The organism is Arenibacter sp. ARW7G5Y1 (assembly GCF_003201775.1).
In the GTDB taxonomy this organism is placed as follows: domain Bacteria; phylum Bacteroidota; class Bacteroidia; order Flavobacteriales; family Flavobacteriaceae; genus Arenibacter.
Window position 1 is genome coordinate 1 of sequence record NZ_QJJZ01000006.1, and the last position, 18662, is coordinate 18662.

Sequence of the window (18662 nt, forward strand, 5' to 3'; positions counted from 1 at the left end):
TCTAACATAGTGTCGATAAATCATTACCCATTGAGGGCCCAGTTCAGAGGAGTCAAAAACACGGAATTCTTCCTAATTAGGCTACCAACAATATTATTATAAACACAACAATTGGTCAAGACCCCAACTGCGCCATGATCCAAAACAAAAAACCCGGCGATATTCGCCGGGTTTTCAATTCACAAAATATTGTATTATTTATTGACCGCCAATTGACCCACGTTGTTCCATTCGGTAACATTGGCAATTTTACTGTCCACAAAATCCACTTCTTTTAATTTTTTGACATCCCAGAAGAACCATTTTCCGGTTTTCTTTCCTTCGGTATATTCACCCATGGATATTTTTTTTCCATCTTCACCGTACATCTTCCATTCACCATGGAGTTTTCCATTTAGAAATTGACCTTCCTGGGAAACTACTCCATTATCATGGTAATAGGTGGCCTTCAATATTTCACCATCTTGTTCAAAAACAGGTTTTATATCTTGAGCGTTGATTACAACTGAAAATATAAGTGCAAAAATCAATGTTATTCCTTTCATTTTATTTGGGATTTTAAGTTTTTCAATAATCTCCTAACGAAATAAAGATACATATATTTTACGAAAAATAAACCTTAAGTTAACATTAAATTTACATTGAACTGCCAAACAGCTGTTTTATAGTTACTTATAAACCAAAGAAACTCCCTATTTTAGGGAGTTTCTGTTTTCATCGATTATTTGATGTGTTACAACTACAAATTATTGAGCTTCATTCTGAGGAATAGGGAATTGTGCAACCCTATTGTCTCCGGCCCTGTCTATTACCAGTTCATCCAGCCTATCAAACCTTCTTAAATCTATCCAGCGATGCCCCTCGGCAAATAATGAATATCTTCGTTCGTACAAAATCCTATCCTCATCCACACTACCTGGAAGAACAGGGTCTAGTCCGGCAGCATCCCTCACTAGGTTGATAGCCATTTCAGCTTCGCCAGGGTTATCTGCCATATTCGCTTCTGCATATAACAAAATAAGCTCTTCATTCCTAATTATTGCAACCGGATCAGTACTGGATTCATAAATATATACATCATGTGTCCCAGGTGTCAATCCTGCAATATTTAGTGGGCCGTCGGTTCTCAGTACCGCTTTCCCCAATCGACTATCTCCAGGTTCGGCTGAATTAACAAAATCTGGATGTGCAATTCTCGCATTGGCACCCGTGGAATTCTTGGCAAAAAACAACTGGTTCAATTCATCGGACCCCGCGGATGAAAATTGGTAATATGCTCCTAAATACAAGTCCCCCGTGAAATCCATAAAGGAATCCTCCAAAGCACTTAGAACAAGGGGATAGTTACCTTGATAGGCAGCTGCCCTTGCCGTTAGGGCTCTGTTGAATTCCAAATAGGATACACCCAAGGTATTGGGAGAAACGTCCCCTCCGGTGGCCAAATCAGTGGCCGCGGAATTCAATAAACCTATAATAGTTGTTAATGCGGCATCATAACCTTCGAAGCTGCCCAGATTATCAGGATCGGCCACATCGGTCCGTATTCCGTTTTGATACAACATATTAAGTACGGTTAACAGTTGATGTGCCTTAATAGTGTTTGCAAACCCCCGAATAGCAGCCTTTTCAGCCTCGGAAAAATCTGTTGTCGTATTTTCCAATCCTTCCAGCAAAATATTACATTCCTTAACTACAGCATAACGGGCCGAATACGGTGTTGTAAGATAAAAGGCGTTATCATCCAAGACCCCGGTCATAAGATCCCCGGTCCATCTGGGATCAGAACTCTGATGTCTCCAATAGTCCCGGCCAACAACCGAAATAACATCTTCTTGGGTATTTAAACGATCTCTCATATCGGCCAGTATTCCGGACACCACTTGAGGAAGTTCCGGTCTGGACACTCCTTCCGAAATGGATGTTGTTTCTGGACCGTTTAAATCTTTCCCATCTTCAATAGTACAACCAAAAACCAGCAATCCGATCAAGGTCATAAATAGAACTTTTAATTTATTTGTGATTTTCATATTATTATTTTTAAATGTTATAGTCCAATTGATAAGTGAAACATAAATCTTTTGGACGATGGAAATGGTGCCACTTCAATTCCTATCCCTGCTGCTGCCGAACCAAAATTAGATACTTCTGGATCGTAGCTATTGTAGTCAAAAATACTAATGATATTGTGTCCGGAAAGACCAATTTTAACATTGGAAACATTTCCTTTAAACAATTTTTGGAGCGTGTTTTCGGGAAGGTTATAATACAAACCTACTTCCCTTAATTTTAAATACGAAGCGTCTTCCACAAAAGGTCCTGCAAAACCGGCGCCATAAGCACTTAGCCTATAACTTCCATTGTTGAGGGTACCTGAAGGGTCTAAATTCATTTTATCAAAATCGGCACTGGTTCCGCCAAAATCTGAAAGTAACCTACTTAGATTTACATTATCCCCCCCTTTTTTCCAATGCCATAAAAAGGATAAAGAGAAGTCCTTATACTTGAAATTGTTATTAAATGACATTTGAAAATCCGGTTCTGCATCCCCCAAAACGACTACGTTGCCATTTTCATCATTACCAACAATTTGGGTAGCACTTTTGCCCTCCTCAATTCTAAATGTTCCCAGACCCGTACCAAAACCTTGAGTATCAAATGAGGCCACGGTTAATTTTGTGATTTCAGATTTATTTTTAAACCAACTAATTCCGGAATCCCATGAAAAGTCCTCATTGTCAAAGGCATTTACATTGATTCCTATTTCGGCTCCCTTATTTTGCAAAGCTCCGGCATTTGCCCATCGAAAGGTATAGCCCGAAGAGGGTTCGTTATCCGCTTGGAGAATTAGATCTTCCACCTTCTTGTTATACCATGTAAATTCCAAGGTCACTTTATTATTAATAAAACCGGCATCCAGACCAATTTCAAATTCCTTTTGCCTTTCAGGCTGAATGGAGGGATCCCCAAGCGTTGCCGGGGTAATTATCCCTACATTTCCGTCGATCAAAGAATTTATATAGGTCGTAAAAAGTGCCCCATTTGGCGCAAAATTACCTGCTTCCCCATAAGCAGCACGTAGCTTCAACTGATTAACGGCCTCCAGTTTCCAAAAATCAAAATTGTGAATATTCATTGCTACGGAAGCCTTTGGATAATAAAATAGCTTATTGGCATCACCATTGTTTGAGGACTTATCTCCCCTTATCCCAATGGTTCCCACTAATTTATCTTGAAAATTAACCTCCTCCTGAACGAAAAACCCGGCATCTTCCTGTTCCAATCTAAACTGGTCTACCTTAACATTGGCAGCCTGATCCACATTTTGTTCAGAAGCTATTAAGCCAGTTGAGGTTACCCTAACAGTGTTTTGGGAAAACTGCTCATTGGTCACCCCTGCTTGGGTGGTAAAACTAAGTTCATTATCGGTTCGAAAATTATGTACAAGAAACCCCGAAAAATTAGCATCGGTGTTCTGTGTGGTACCATCGGATGACAATCCGTCCAATCCTCCTACATCCGGTCGCATAAACTGTAATTCCCTCGGGAAAAAAACGGTCGTTTTAAGAGTGTATGTGTCCATTCCAGCCTTAAGGATCATTTTCAAACTTTGATTTTCATTTCTAAATAAATTCACATCCAAAGATCCACCGGCAATCAATCGACTAACAGATTCGTTGTTCGTCATTACATCCCGGGTATGTATCTGATTGGAAGAATTCGCAGGGTGATCGGGATAATTACCATCCGCATCGGGTAATAAATAATCCCATGGCCTAGTAAATAACAAAGAAACTCCTATGGTGGTGTTGGAGTTATCATTATTGAAGAACCCTCTATCCGCACTGGACTCAATATAATTTCCTGTTAAGGATAATTTAATATCATCTGTAATCCTGTGATCCACATTTAAACGAAGCGATTGTTTGGATGCCCCGGTCCTTTTCACAATACCATCTTCCTCATTGTTGGTAAAACTGCCAAAAAAAGAGGTTTTGTCGGACCCTCCTGAAATACTTAAATTAGTATTGGTAATAAAGCCCTTTTCTCCATAAATTTCCTGCTCATAATCACGTAGCCTGCCTGCAGATTCAGCCGCCGTAAACAATGCGCCTTCACTATATGCACTCTCTGCCAATGCCGCGGTCCAGTTTCTTTGACCCAACAAATTAACAGCTTCGTTAAATCCTACGGCTTGGGAAAAATTGATTTTTGTTTTCCCGGCCTTCCCCTTTTTGGTTGTAATAATTATTACACCTGCAGCGGCCCTAGACCCGTAAATGGCAGAGGCCGAAGCTCCTTTTAGTATCTCAATATTCTGAATATCGTCCGGATTTATATCCGCAATCCTATTTGAAGCGTTGTCCTGGGAATCGGTAGAGGAAGCACCACCACCGGCTGCATTGGAAATCTCATTTAGACCACCAGCAAAAACACTGTTGTTATTCACATAAACACCATCTATAATATATAAAGGCTGGCCCTGTCCATTAATAGAGGTAACCCCCCTCAATTTTACCGACATACCACCCCCTGGGGCTCCGGATGCCGCAGTAATTTGTGCTCCTGCAAATTTACCGGCCAGGGCACCATCCAGAGTTTGTGGTGGTGTCCTTCCCGTTAACTCATCTGCGGATACCGAGGCTACTGCATTGGCGGAATTACTCCGTTTAACCGATGTTGCCAATCCTGTTACCACCACTTCCTCCAATCCTGTTGCAGATTCGTCCATAACAACATTTAAAGTAGTTGGGCCAGTTACCCGCATTTCTTTTAAGGCATATCCCAAGGACGAAAACACCAAGGTAGCCGGGAAATTATCCACTGAAATTTCGTAATTACCATCAAAATCGGAGGTAGTACCTGTTGTGGTACCTTTTATTACCACATTGACCCCTGGAAGTGGATCTCCCAGACTAGTGTCTGTAATCTTTCCCTTAACAACTCCCTGAGCCAACAAAAGCAGAGGTGCCATTAAAAAAAATAAGAACATGTTTTTCCTAATTAATTTCTGTTTCATATTTATAAGTTTAGTTAGAATTATATACTAAAATACTTAAGTTTTGTTAATATTCTCTAAAAATTATTAGAATTTGATAAAATTGAGTAACCCATATTTCGAATTTCCTAATTGCGGATATTTTTTTCAGCTTACCCTATTACTTCTTACATTTGCCTGATCATAGATGAAAAAAAAAGATGTATAGAAGTCATAATTGCGGTGAATTACGGGAAAGCCATCAACACACAGAGGTTACCCTGTCTGGATGGGTCCAAACGGTTAGGGACAAAGGTTTTGTGATATGGGCCGATTTACGCGACCGATATGGTATTACCCAGCTCATTTTTGATGAGGAACGCTCCTCAAAAGAGATTATGGAAATTGCCAAATCCCTAGGTCGTGAATTTGTAATACAGGTTAAGGGAACCGTTATTGAAAGGACCTCCAAAAACCCAAATATACCTACCGGAAATATAGAAGTTTTGGTCTCGGAAATCAAAATACTCAATAAATCCTTAACCCCCCCTTTTACCATTGAGGACCAAACCGATGGTGGCGAAGATATCCGTATGAAATTCCGATATCTGGACATTCGCAGAAATCCTGTAAAGAACAACCTAATATTTAGGCATAAAGTGGCCATTGAGGTGAGAAAATATCTCTCCGACCAAGGTTTTATTGAAGTGGAAACTCCCTATTTGATCAAATCCACTCCAGAGGGTGCCAGAGATTTTGTAGTTCCAAGCAGAATGAACGAAGGCCAGTTTTATGCCCTGCCACAATCGCCCCAAACATTTAAACAATTATTGATGGTCGGAGGAATGGACAAGTACTTCCAAATCGTTAAATGTTTTAGGGACGAAGATCTAAGGGCGGACAGGCAACCGGAATTTACACAGATAGATTGCGAAATGGCCTTTGTGGAACAAGAAGATATTTTAAATGTTTTTGAGGGACTAACCAGGCATTTATTGAAGGAAATAAAAGGGGTCTCACTTGACAAGTTTCCTAGAATGACTTATGATGAGGCCATGAGAAAATATGGCAACGATAAACCGGATATCCGTTTTGGCATGGAATTCGGTGAACTTAACGCCATTGCAAAACATAAGGACTTTGGAATATTCAACGAGGCCGAATTGGTAGTGGGTATTGCCATACCTGGAGGAGCGGCCTATACCAGAAAAGAAATAGACGCCCTTGTAGACTGGGTACGTAGGCCACAAATAGGGGCCAAAGGAATGGTCTATGCCAAATTCAACAACGATGGCACCTTCAAATCTTCAGTAGACAAATTTTATGACCAGGAAGATCTTGCAAAATGGGCAGCTGCAACAGGCGCCAATGTAGGGGACCTAATATGCGTACTATCCGGGGAGACCCATAAAACGAGGACACAATTAAGTGCACTTAGAATGGAAATAGCCCAGCGTTTAGGATTACGCAAAAAAGATGAGTTTGCTCCGCTTTGGGTAATCGATTTTCCATTATTGGAACTAGATGAGGAAACAGGTCATTACCACGCCATGCACCATCCATTTACCTCACCGAAGCCCGGACAGTTGGAGCTACTGGACACGGACCCCGGCGCAGTAAAGGCCAATGCCTATGATTTGGTGCTGAACGGCAATGAAATTGGAGGTGGCTCCATACGGATTCACGATAAGCAAATACAAGCCACTATGTTCAGACATCTTGGCTTTAGCCCAGAGGAAGCCAAGGCACAATTTGGATTTTTAATGGATGCCTTTCAATATGGAGCACCGCCCCATGGTGGTTTGGCATTTGGCCTCGATAGATTGGTAGCCATTTTGGGCGGACAGGAAACTATACGGGACTTTATTGCTTTTCCCAAAAACAATAGTGGTCGCGATGTCATGATCGATGCCCCTGCCCCGATTGACAATTTACAGTTGAAGGAACTTCACCTAAAATTGGATTTATAATCATATCTTTAAAATCCTGCTAGTCAAAGTAACTAGCGGGATTTTTTCAAAATCATGACAGCACTAAAAAAATCTTGGCTTACCAACTTTTTGGTTTGGCGCGCAAAACATATCTCCCAAAGGCAATTTATTTACATCCTTAGTATTTTGGTTGGGTTTACTTCTGGGATAGGTGCTGTTGTCCTTAAAAATTTAACTCACTTTTTTCAACATCTATTGGAAGGTAATTTGGTAAGGTATTACCACAATGCCTTTTATTTTGTTTTTCCTATAATTGGTCTTACCCTTGTTTATTTGATCATTAAATACGTGATCCGCAACAAGGTGAGCCATGGTATTCCCTCTACCCTCTTTGCCATTTCCAAGATGAAGGGAATAATGCGGAAATATCAGATGTTCGGATCCATTCTTACAGCACCCATTACCGTTGGTTTCGGAGGATCTGTTGGTCTGGAGGGCCCTACCGTGGCAACAGGAGCTGCCATAAGCTCCAACATTTCAAGGATGTTCCACGTAAACCAGACCACAAGGAATTTACTTATAGGCTGTGCGGCAGCAGGAGCCATGGCCTCCATATTCAAAGCCCCCATTGCAGCCATTATTTTCGCCATTGAAGTATTTAGCCTAGACCTGACCATAGCCTCCATGCTGCCCCTGCTCTTGGCTTCCCTTTCAGGAATTATAACATCCTACTTTTTCTTTGGGAGCGATGTGCTTTTGCCCTTTAAAATTGAGGACGATTTTATTATTTCGGACATTCCCTTCTTTGTAATCCTAGGCTTGTTTGCAGGTCTAACCTCCATCTATTTCACAGAAGTATATGAGCGGATCCAAAAAATATTCGACAGAATAGGTTCTCCCATCAAAAGGTTACTTTACGGCGGAATTGCTATTGGAATATTGGTTTATTTGGTCCCTCCTTTATACGGCGAGGGTTTTGATGTTATCAACAACCTCATCTTGGGAAAGCCTGAAAAGGTTTTGGAAAATAATATTTTCCATTTGGACCTTACGAATATATGGTTAGTAATTGGACTATTGGCCGGATTGGTTTTTTTTAAAATTATTGCCTGTGCCCTAACTTTTGGTGCGGGGGGCGTTGGGGGTATCTTTGCCCCTACACTATTCATGGGAAGTATAATGGGCAATTGCATTGCAAAAGCAATTAACAATTTAGGAATCTTATCAAACCAAATTTCAGAAAGTAATTTTACACTTGTGGGTATGGCCGGACTTATGGCCGGCGTTCTCCACGCCCCCCTCACTGCAATATTCCTTATAGCCGAGGTTACTGGGGGATATGAATTGTTCATTCCTCTAATGATCACCTCTACTATCTCCTTTTCCATCACCAAATATGTGCACCCACATTCTGTTTACAACATGGAGTTGGGCAGAAAAGGAGAGTTAATTACACATGATAAGGACCATGCCGTTTTAACTTTGATGGATATAGACAAAGTTATTGAAGATAATTTTGTCCCAATATACCCGGAGATGAATCTGGGGGATATTGTACATCAAGCAGTGGTAAAATCCAATAGAAATATATTTCCGGTAATTGACAAGGAGGACAATACCCTTTTGGGGATTATTTTGTTGGATGACATACGCCCCATAATGTTCGATCAGAAATTGTACAAGGAAGTAATGGCGGGCGACATTATGAACACCCCTCCCGATATAATTGAATTGGACAAGGATAAAATGACGGATATTATGGAGAAGTTTCAAAGTAGCGGAGCTTGGAACCTGCCCGTTATTAAAGATGAAAAATATGTAGGTTTTATCTCCAAGTCCAAGTTGTTGACCGCTTACAGAAGAAAATTAATAAATTTAACCTCATAAAATCCCAGTTAGGAATGAAGTATATTATTTCTTTGATTCTAATAGCTTCCATAACCTCCATCGTTTATGGGTTTAACATAAGTGAGGAAGATGTGGTCTTATCCAATAAATGTATAGGTTTTGGAACAGTCGGGATATTTTTGGTGGCCATGCCCCTCTTTCTTATCAAAGTTAGTAAAGGCAAAAAAATGAAGGACTATATGCTTACTGAGGAAAACATCCTAAAAATGCAGGGAAAGGAAAAGAAGCCTACTGACAATCAGTGATTTTCATATTTTTTTAAATCGATTATATCCAATTTTGCCCAAAAAAACATAAATTAGTAATATAAACCATTATTATTTTAATTTCATTGGAATGACTGGAACAGTAAAATTTTTTAATGAATCCAAGGGATATGGCTTCATTACCAACGACGACACAGGTAAGGATATTTTTGTTCATGCAACTTCATTAAACGGCACTGAACTTAACGAAGGCGACAAAGTGGAATACGAGGAAGAGGAAGGCCGAAAAGGAATAGTTGCTGCAAGGGTGCAGGTAATTGGCTAATACTATTTATTTAAAAAAATGTAAACCCTTGGTGATCGCTAGGGGTTTTGGTTTTTGACCATTTATCAATGCCTTGGCTATTTTACCAGTACCAATACAAAGCCATCCGCTCCACTACCCGAAGAGGTGTTGTTTTGGTCTAAGACCAATTGTGACTTGGCAACATCAATACCACCTACCTCCTTGTCGTTTAATTGCAAATAATCCTGGTCTTTCCCCTGTAGGATGGAATAAGCATAGGTGCCCGTTGGCAAGCCGTTGTATAGTGCGCCTGATTCGTCATTGTTGGTAACGAGCAAGGTCCCATCCTTGGTGTCGAATTCCCATATAATTTTACCTTTTTCAAAGTCTTCATCAATCCCAGCGAATCCACCACTAACGCTCATCAGGTTCCAAGTTCCACTAACCTTGTCCTTCTTTTCGGGCGTACTTTCTGTGGAACATCCATGTAGGACAAAAATCAGAACCAGGAAGCGTATTAATCCATATACTTTCATTATATCTCAGATTGTTGAATTAAAAAGTAGATGCAAAATCTGCTAATAAGTTGCGTATTAGGCAAAACCAATTGGAAACATTCTAATTCAAATTACGCTTCTGAATAAAAAAGCGCTTCAAAATTTCCGATGCCTCCTTCTCCATGACCCCTTTTACCAATTCGGTCTTGGGGTGTATTTTGGTACCCATGGTTATAAAACCCCTATCCAAGTCCCTTGCTGCATAGACAACCTTGGAAATTTGGCTCCAATACAGTGCCCCCGCACACATTTGACAAGGTTCCAGTGTTACGTATAGGGTGCAATTGTGTAGATACTTCCCTCCCAGAAAATTGGCCGCCGCGGTTATGGCCTGCATTTCGGCATGTGCAGTAACATCGTTCAAACGTTCGGTTAAATTATGCGCCCTGGCAATAATCCTATTCTCAACAACAATAATGGCACCAACGGGCACCTCTCCTATTTCAAAAGCGGCTTCTGCCTCCTGTAAGGCTCTCTTCATAAAATAAGTGTCGTCAAAAGGATTGATCATACCTAACATTTTAAGCCACAATAGTAAACAATATTGGTGAAGGGTCAAAAAAAATACCATTTGATTAAATTATCCTGAAAAACCGCCAATGATCCACTAAAAAACATACCATTCAACGTTTAAATACCTTAGTTTTGCGTAACATTTTTAGTATGCCCAAGGGAATTCTACAACATATTAACGACCCCAAGGATATTCGAACCTTGGAAATAGTCGATTTATTGCAACTTGCCCAAGAATTAAGGGAGTTCATCATAGACATTGTAGCTACCAAAGAAGGGCATTTGGGGGCCAGCTTGGGTGTTGTGGAACTAACGATCGCCATTCATTATGTATTTAACACCCCGAAAGACAAGCTAATATGGGATGTTGGACATCAGGCTTACGGCCATAAAATATTGACCGGACGTAGGGATATATTCGATACCAATAGGCAATTGGGGGGAATAAGCGGATTTCCCAAACGCACAGAAAGCATTTATGACGTATTTGGCACTGGACATAGTTCAACCTCTATTTCAGCAATCCTAGGAATGGCTTTGGCCTCCCAAATAAAGGGGGCAAAAAATATACAGCACATTGCCGTCATAGGTGATGCCTCCATTGCTAGCGGTATGGCCTTTGAAGCGCTTAATCATGCCGGGGACACCAACGCCAACGTCCTTATTATCCTAAATGACAATGCCATAGGAATTGATCCTAGCGTAGGTGCCTTGAAAAAATACCTTACCAATGTTAAAAAAGGCACAGCCAAAGACGAAAACATTTTTGAATGTTTAAATTTTAATTATTCCGGCCCTTTGGACGGACATGATCTGGCTATGTTGATAAAAGAGCTAAAGAGGTTAAAAGATATTGAAGGGCCCAAATTGCTCCATATTATAACTACCAAGGGAAAAGGACTCAAAAAAGCTGAGGAGAACCAAGTAGCGTACCATGCTCCAGGGAAATTTAATAAAGAAACGGGCGACCTTTGGCCCAAAACCTCGGAAAAACAACCTCCAAAATATCAGGATGTTTTTGGGCACACCTTGGTAGAATTGGCTAAAAACAATGAACATATTGTAGGTATAACCCCAGCCATGCCCACCGGAAGCTCCCTTAAATATATGATGGAACAAATCCCGGAAAGGGCTTTTGATGTGGGCATTGCCGAGCAACATGCCGTAACCATGGCTGGTGGAATGGCCGCAGAAGGCCTGGTCCCATTTTGCAATATATACTCTACTTTTTTACAGCGTGCCTATGACCAGATCATACATGATGTAGCTCTTCAAAATCTCCCAGTTATTTTCTGTTTGGATCGTGCAGGTATAGTTGGGCAGGACGGTGCCACCCATCACGGAATATATGATATGGCCTATTTACGGTGCATACCAAATCTTATTATTTTTGCACCTTTGAACGAAATCGAACTTAGGGATATAATGTTCACGGCACAGCTGGGTTTAGGACAACCCATAGCCATAAGATATCCAAGAGGAAGAGGGGTAACACTGGATTGGAAACAACAGTTTAACAAAATTCCGATAGGATTATCACAAGAATTAAAAAAAGGTACGAAAATTGCTGTACTTTCAATCGGTCATATTGGGAACATGGTGGTTGATTTACTAAAAAGCACGAAGGACGAGGGCCAAATTGGCCATTACAATATGCGTTTTGTAAAGCCTTTGGATACGATTATGCTGCGGAAAATATTCTCGGCCTATGAGCAGGTGATCACCATTGAGGATGGCTGTAAAATGGGGGGATTTGGAAGTGCCATTTTGGAATATGCCAACGAGATGCATAGTTTTGTCCCAATAAAGATTTTTGGAATTGAAGATGTTTTTATAGAGCACGGAACTGTGGAAGAGCTCCATAAAATAGCTAAAATAGATATATCGACCTTAAAAAAATATATTAACAACCTCTTGAATACTGATTAGCATGTACGGTAAAATTTTCATTATTGTCCTTCTGTTTCTAAATTTTAATTTTTTATTCGCACAAGATACTATTCCCGCTCCACAAGCCCCGGATTCCATACAAGTAGATTCTATGCGTATAGATACCATAGTAATACGGACCTTGCAGGACAAAATTAAATACATTCCGCGTGGTGCAGACCTGACAAATCCCGTTGTCTCCTTTAAGCGCACCAAGCCCCTAGAAGAAAAATACAGACGATTTAGAATTCCTTCGTTTTGGGAAAAGGAGAATAAACTTGGATTTAATTTTAGTGAAGTAGCCTTTGTAAACTGGAATGCCGGGGGTAACAATTCCATTTCCGGATTGGCCAGCGCCAAATTTGTACGAAATTATAAATTTCGATACGTTCAACTCAACAACAATTTGGACATACGATATGGCCTCAATGCCCAAGAAGGTTTTAAATTAAGAAAGTCCGATGATGCATTACGGTTTTCCTCCACCTTTGCATTTCGAAGGGATACCATAAGCAATTGGTACTATTCCGCTAGTGCCGAATTTAGGACACAGTTCTCCAATGGTTACAAATATCCCAATAGGGATAAACCAATTTCCCGATTTATGGCTCCTGGCTATGCCCTATTGGGTGCTGGTACTTCCTATATTCCAGAAGGCAAGAAATTCAACCTGCGCTTAGCCCCTCTCACCTTCAAATCCACCTTTGTGTTAGACCAAACTCTTGCCAACAGTGGTGCTTTTGGGGTACAAAAAGCACTTATAGACACCGATGGCAACATAATAAAAGAGGGCGAAAACGTATATCTGGAATTTGGTTTTCTGGTCTCCAACTCCTGGGAAACCATGGTTTATGAAAATGTAAAACTAAATCACAGGTTACAATTATACTCGGACTACGTGAAAAATTTCGGGAACATAGATGTTGACTGGGAAGTAAATTTGGATTTAGCCGTAAACAAATATGTAAAGGCCTCCATTGGCACCCATGTTTTATATGACCACGATATAATTTTCGACGAGGTTAAAGCCGCGGATGGCACCATTACAACCCCGGGAAAACGCAAGGTACAATTCAAACAATTACTGGGCGTAGGTTTGATCTATGATTTTTAAAGCTGTTTTCCCATAATCTTATTATGGATGTGCACCGCAGCACTATCCGATAAGCTGGCAACATAACAGCAGGTACTCAAGAGTATATCGTAGATGGAACCTTTGGTTTCCCTATAAGGTTCGGGCAAAGTAGAAATCATAAGTCGGTCATAATTGGAACTATTCCCTTCCTTATTCCTGATCAATGCCGTTGCATATACATCCAAAATGTCCGAAATTATCCTGTAACCCGCTATTTCCTTTTCCAACACCTCCTGGGACCTATAGATCTTCTGTACACTTAAGGTAATAATATCCTCTATTTGTGCCTTAAACTTGCTTTTATCCATTAAGGAAACCGAAAATTCCCCGTTTAGGATAGCATCCTCGTTTTCAATAAAAATAGTAATGGCATCAGAGATCAAGGTGTTGATAGCAAGAGCCCTTAAATAGCTCAGACGATCTTCCATATATGCCAAATTGTTATACTTTTTTATGTTGATACTGTCCTTGACCAACTTAATTAAATACTCCAAGGCATAATCCTCTGAAATAAGGCCTAAATTGATTCCGTCCTCAAAATCGATAATGGTATAACAAATATCATCTGCAGCCTCTACCAAAAAAGTAAGCGGGTGTCTACAAAAACCGACATCCCTGCCCTTTCCCCTCGATTCGAGTCCCAGCTCCGCGGCCACCTCCTGAAAAGAAGACACATCCTGTTGAAAAAATCCAAATTTCTTGTCCGCTATATGCTTGGTGGGCTTTTTGGGCAAGGATTCCTTTGGGTATTTCATAAAAGCCCCCAGGGTAGCGTAACTAAGTCGCAATCCCCCTTCAACTCCTTGGCGGGATTCTGTTAATAATCTATATCCATTGGCATTACCTTCAAAATCTATAATGTCCTGATACTCTTTTGGTGTCAACACCTTCTCAAACTGTTTGCCCCTGCCCGTTTTAAAGTATTCCCCTATGGCCTTCTCCCCACTATGGCCAAAAGGAGGGTTCCCAATATCATGTGCCAGGGCTGCAGCGGCAACAATGGCGCCAAAATCGTTAAAGCGATAACCGTGCACTTCACGTAAATGAGGATGTTTTTCCAGAATTTTCTTCCCGGCGATCCTGCCAAGGCTTCTACCTACTACCGAGACCTCCAAGCTATGGGTAAGACGGGTGTGGACAAAATCGGTTTTGGAAAGAGGTATTACCTGTGTCTTGTCCTGTAGGCTCCTAAAAGCCGCAGAAAATATCACCCTATCGTAATCCACTTCAAAACCCAACCGAGTTTCATCCTGTTCCTTTCTAATTCTTTTGTTGGTATCACCAAAACGTTTCAAGGAAAGAAGCTGCTCCCAATTCATAATGTAATTTTAGAGGTCGCAAGATACATTTTTAGGATTTCAACACATAATAAAACCTAAAAACAGCGCTTACCCAACCAAACCACACACCCAATTTTTAACGATAAATTAAAGTTAAGATTACAATGGGTTTATTAGCAATCCCCATCTTAGCATTTGTCTTAAGACTATCTTGGTTTCATTGTAACTATTAGTTTTTGTCGACTATTGATGTGAAATCGGAAGCTACCTCTGGCCAAGGTAGCTTTTTATTTAAACTAATATTATTCCTAAGTTAACATTAAATTAACATATATATTGGTACTTTGTCCTCGACAAAAACTAATACTATATGAAAATGAAATGCTTAGCCCTAGGGCTTGCATTGTGCTCACTTTTTATATCCTATTCTCAAGAACCCAATGCCCCCGAATTTGGCAAAGGTCTTTTTAATTTGATGGGCAAGGACAGTACCTGGAGCTCCAAGATTGCGGCTAGAATGCAATTTTTGAGTAGCACGACTTGGACTGAAAATCCCAACGGAAATTATACAGACCCCGATTTTAATGCTTTGATAAGAAGGGCAAGGTTAAAATTTGATGGATTTGTATATTCCCCTAAACTTCGTTACAAACTGGAGTTGGGATTGTCCAACAGGGATATTTCCGGTGGTTCCAAATACACTGGTAACGCCCCACGTTATATACTGGACGCCGTAATAATGTGGAATTTCTATCAAAATTTTGAACTTTGGGTAGGCCAAACCAAACTGCCCGGCAATATGGAGCGGATTATTTCTTCAGGCAATCTTCAAATGGTGGACCGTTCCCTATTAAATGGTCAGTTTACCTTAGACAGGGATATGGGCATTCAACTTAGACACCACTCCCATCTAACGGATACATTTGTGATACGCGAAATAATCGCAATTTCGCAAGGAGAAGGTAGAAATATCACCACTGGAAATCTAGGTGGCCATCAATACAGCGGACGCGTGGAACTACTTCCATTTGGTGAATTTAAAAGAGGTGGCGAATATAGTGGAGGCGATTTAAAAAGGGAAAAATCCCCAAAACTGATGGTGGCCGCCACGTACAACCTGAACCTCAATGCGGTTAAGACCAGAGGTAGCCAAGGGACATATATGGTAACCGACTTCGGTTTTCACCAAACCGATATCAACACCCTATTTCTAGATGCCATGTTTAAGTATAACGGATTCTCCTTTATGGCCGAATACGCATATAGGGATGCCGAAGACCCCATTGCGAGAAATATGGACGGTTTTCAGACCGGGGAGACAGTGCAGATAGGGCACGGATTAAATCTGCAAACCGGATATCTTTTAAACAGTAATTGGGAAATTTCCGGAAGATACACCAACATAGAACTGGAGAATAATATTACCATAGAAAACCCTAAAAATCAATACACCCTAGGACTTTCAAAATATATTGTTGGCCACAAATTGAAGGTGCAAACGGATATTAGCTATCTATCTGTTGGCAGTGGCCCTGATGAATTAATGTACAGACTGCAATTGGATGTACATTTTTAAGAATAAAATATAACCTTAAGATAACGTTACGAACCTAGAGACTTTAGATATTTGCAAACTATTTTTATAAGATAATGGACAATTTATATTTATTAATGATCATTGCCCTTGCCTTCTTGGCAATAGCAGATTTGGTAGTTGGGGTTAGCAATGACGCCGTTAACTTTTTAAATTCCGCAATTGGCTCCAAAGCCATTTCGTTCAGGACCATTATGATAGTGGCCAGTTTGGGTATAGCCATAGGTGCCATTTTTTCCAGTGGAATGATGGAGGTGGCCCGTAAGGGAATCTTTCACCCAGGTGAATTCATGTTCAGCGAAATTATGATAATTTTCATGGCGGTAATGATTACCGATATCCTGTTATTGGATTTTTTCAACACGGTTGGGATGCCCACTTCCACAACGGTATCCATCGTCTTTGAACTGTTGGGAGCCTCGGTAGCCATGTCCTTTATAAAAATTGCCTCAAGTGGGGGCGACTATATTGATATTTACAATTATATAAACACTTCAAAGGCTACTGAAATTATTTTGGGCATCTTGCTTTCCGTTGTAATTGCCTTTTCCATAGGAGCCATGGTTCAATATCTGTCCCGTATTCTACTTTCTTTCGACTTTAGAAAAAAGGCTAAGATAATAGGAGCGCTCTTCGGAGGTATTGCCCTGACAGCAATCACCTATTTCATTCTTATAAAAGGTTTAAAAGGGGCTACTTTTGTAAGTGATAATGTTCTGGATTATATAAAAAACAATACCGGCACCATTATCATTGGAAGCCTTGTACTTTGGACCCTGGTATCTTATATTATTTCGGTAATATTGAAATACGACGTGTATAAACTCATTATTATAGTAGGTACATTTGCCTTGGCACTTGCCTTTGCCGGGAACGACCTTGTTAACTTTATTGGAGTCCCCATCGCCGCTTGGCAATCTTTTGAGGCTTGGCAAGCTTCAGGGGTTCCTGCAACCGAATTTAGCATGACAGTGTTGGCCGAAAAAGTTCCTACCCCCACTATTCTATTGTTCGTAGCAGGAATGGTCATGGTACTTACCTTATGGTTTTCCAAAAAGGCACGTTATGTAACCCAAACCGAAATTAACCTATCTAGGGAAGGGGAATCCAAGGAGCGTTTTCAACCCAATTTTTTATCAAGGGGAATAGTTAGATCGGCTATGATGTTGTCTACGGTCACCTCTGCCCTTTTACCAAAAGCCCTACAGGAAAAAATAGATTCCAATTTTAAAAAGCCCGTTATACCCCTTTCCAAAGATAAAACGTTTGAAATGCCAGCTTTTGATATGGTAAGGGCTTCCGTTAATTTGATGGTTGCCGGGGTGCTGATATCCGTGGCCACCTCGTACAAATTGCCATTATCCACTACCTATGTAACATTTATGGTAGCAATGGGAACCTCTTTGGCCGATAGGGCTTGGGGAGCTGAAAGTGCCGTTTACCGGGTTGCCGGAGTATTGAATGTCATTGGAGGCTGGTTCTTTACGGCCATTATAGCCTTTGTTTCTGCCGCAGTTATAGTTTCACTTATCAATATACATGTACCCTCCATGGTGGCGGTTCTGTTATTGTTGGCAATCCTCTTGTTGGTAAGAAATTATATTTCACACAACAAAAAATCCAAGGAAATCCGGGCGGAAGACAGTTTAAGAAAGGCTGAAAGCAGCTCTATCCAAGGGGTGATCGAAGAAAGTGCGGACAATATTTCCAATGTGGCGAAAAGAAGTAACAAAATATACACCCACATCATCGACGGACTTGCCAAACAGGATTTGGAGCTATTGAAAAAGAACAAAAAAGGTGTTGGTAAACTTTCTGACGAAATAGATGAATTACGAGATCATATATTCTATTTCATCAAGAATCTGGATGAGGCAAGTGTTGGGGCCAGTAACCTATATATCAACATTTTAGGGTATTTGCAAGATATGGCCCAATCCTTGGAATATCTGAACAAGATAAGCCATAAACACATCCACAATAACCATAAAAAATTAAAATACAACCAGATAAAAGAGTTAAAAGAAATAGACCTTGAATTGCAAAAATTACTAAGTGCAACAAAGGCGGCTTTTGAAACTAGATCTTTTGATCGTATTGGTGAAATTTTTGCCAGTAAACAAGCACTTTTGGATATGGTTTCGCAAAAAATAGAAAAGCAGATTGCTAGGACACGTACCGAAGAATCCAGCCCAAAAAATACTACTCTGTATTTTACTTTTCTTCTGGAGACAAAAGATTTTATCAACGCTACCATGAACCTTTTGGAGCTCTATTACAACGAACACGATAGTACGGTAATACCTGCCAAATTGGAAGTGTAATAGTGTTCCCTTCAATTATAAGTT

At 40.4% G+C, this 18662-nt stretch carries 14 protein-coding genes; 8 read left to right on the plus strand and 6 right to left on the minus strand.

Annotated features, from left to right (window positions below; all coding sequences use genetic code 11):
* Positions 1-194: 194 nt before the first annotated feature.
* From C7972_RS10235 to C7972_RS10245, 3 genes are all read right to left on the minus strand, one after another.
* Positions 195-545, minus strand: coding sequence for a toxin-antitoxin system YwqK family antitoxin (locus C7972_RS10235; RefSeq protein WP_110356089.1), 351 nt, complete (start codon positions 543-545; stop codon positions 195-197).
* Positions 546-746: 201 nt separating this feature from the next.
* A complete protein-coding gene (locus tag C7972_RS10240) occupies positions 747-2027 on the minus strand; it encodes a RagB/SusD family nutrient uptake outer membrane protein (protein WP_110356090.1) in 1281 nt (426 codons plus the stop codon).
* 17 nt (positions 2028-2044) lie between these two features.
* On the minus strand, positions 2045-5017 hold the full coding sequence (locus C7972_RS10245; protein ID WP_110356091.1) for a SusC/RagA family TonB-linked outer membrane protein: 2973 nt from the start codon (positions 5015-5017) through the stop codon (positions 2045-2047).
* Between the two features lie 179 nt (positions 5018-5196).
* Between C7972_RS10245 and aspS the strand changes: the two genes are divergently transcribed.
* The 4 genes from aspS to C7972_RS10265 all read left to right on the plus strand — a co-directional run bounded on the left by aspS (position 5197) and on the right by C7972_RS10265 (position 9345).
* A complete protein-coding gene (gene aspS, locus C7972_RS10250) occupies positions 5197-6945 on the plus strand; it encodes an aspartate--tRNA ligase (RefSeq protein WP_110356092.1) in 1749 nt (582 codons plus the stop codon).
* Positions 6946-6999: 54 nt separating this feature from the next.
* Complete coding sequence (locus C7972_RS10255; protein WP_110356093.1) at positions 7000-8793, plus strand: chloride channel protein; 1794 nt, start codon at positions 7000-7002, stop codon at positions 8791-8793.
* Between the two features lie 14 nt (positions 8794-8807).
* Positions 8808-9059 (plus strand): hypothetical protein, encoded by a 252-nt coding sequence (locus C7972_RS10260; RefSeq protein WP_110356094.1) that lies wholly within the window; start codon positions 8808-8810, stop codon positions 9057-9059.
* A 91-nt stretch (positions 9060-9150) separates the two neighbouring features.
* Complete coding sequence (locus C7972_RS10265) at positions 9151-9345, plus strand: cold-shock protein (protein WP_110356095.1); 195 nt, start codon at positions 9151-9153, stop codon at positions 9343-9345.
* A gap of 77 nt (positions 9346-9422) precedes the next feature.
* Here the strand turns inward: C7972_RS10265 and C7972_RS10270 are convergent, their stop codons facing one another.
* Together C7972_RS10270 and C7972_RS10275 are read right to left on the minus strand one after the other, a co-directional pair.
* Positions 9423-9842 carry a hypothetical protein gene (locus C7972_RS10270; RefSeq protein ID WP_110356096.1) on the minus strand — a complete coding sequence of 140 codons (420 nt, stop codon included), beginning with the start codon at positions 9840-9842 and terminating at the stop codon, positions 9423-9425.
* Between the two features lie 82 nt (positions 9843-9924).
* A complete protein-coding gene (locus C7972_RS10275) occupies positions 9925-10374 on the minus strand; it encodes a nucleoside deaminase (protein ID WP_110356294.1) in 450 nt (149 codons plus the stop codon).
* Positions 10375-10526: 152 nt separating this feature from the next.
* Between C7972_RS10275 and C7972_RS10280 the strand changes: the two genes are divergently transcribed.
* Both C7972_RS10280 and C7972_RS10285 read left to right on the plus strand, forming a co-directional pair.
* Positions 10527-12305 carry a 1-deoxy-D-xylulose-5-phosphate synthase gene (locus tag C7972_RS10280; protein ID WP_110356097.1) on the plus strand — a complete coding sequence of 593 codons (1779 nt, stop codon included), beginning with the start codon at positions 10527-10529 and terminating at the stop codon, positions 12303-12305.
* 1 nt (position 12306) lies between these two features.
* The gene (locus tag C7972_RS10285) at positions 12307-13419 is read left to right on the plus strand and encodes a DUF3078 domain-containing protein (RefSeq protein ID WP_110356098.1); all 1113 of its coding nucleotides are present in this window, start codon (positions 12307-12309) and stop codon (positions 13417-13419) included.
* Here C7972_RS10285 and dgt read toward each other — a convergent pair.
* Entirely contained in the window at positions 13416-14759 is a 1344-nt protein-coding gene (gene dgt, locus C7972_RS10290) for a dGTP triphosphohydrolase (protein ID WP_110356099.1), read from the minus strand. The genes C7972_RS10285 and dgt overlap by 4 nt on opposite strands.
* A 331-nt stretch (positions 14760-15090) precedes the next feature.
* Between dgt and C7972_RS10295 the strand changes: the two genes are divergently transcribed.
* Positions 15091-16296 (plus strand): porin, encoded by a 1206-nt coding sequence (locus tag C7972_RS10295; protein ID WP_110356100.1) that lies wholly within the window; start codon positions 15091-15093, stop codon positions 16294-16296.
* Positions 16297-16370: 74 nt separating this feature from the next.
* On the plus strand, positions 16371-18638 hold the full coding sequence (locus C7972_RS10300; protein ID WP_110356101.1) for an inorganic phosphate transporter: 2268 nt from the start codon (positions 16371-16373) through the stop codon (positions 18636-18638).
* Positions 18639-18662 lie beyond the last annotated feature (24 nt).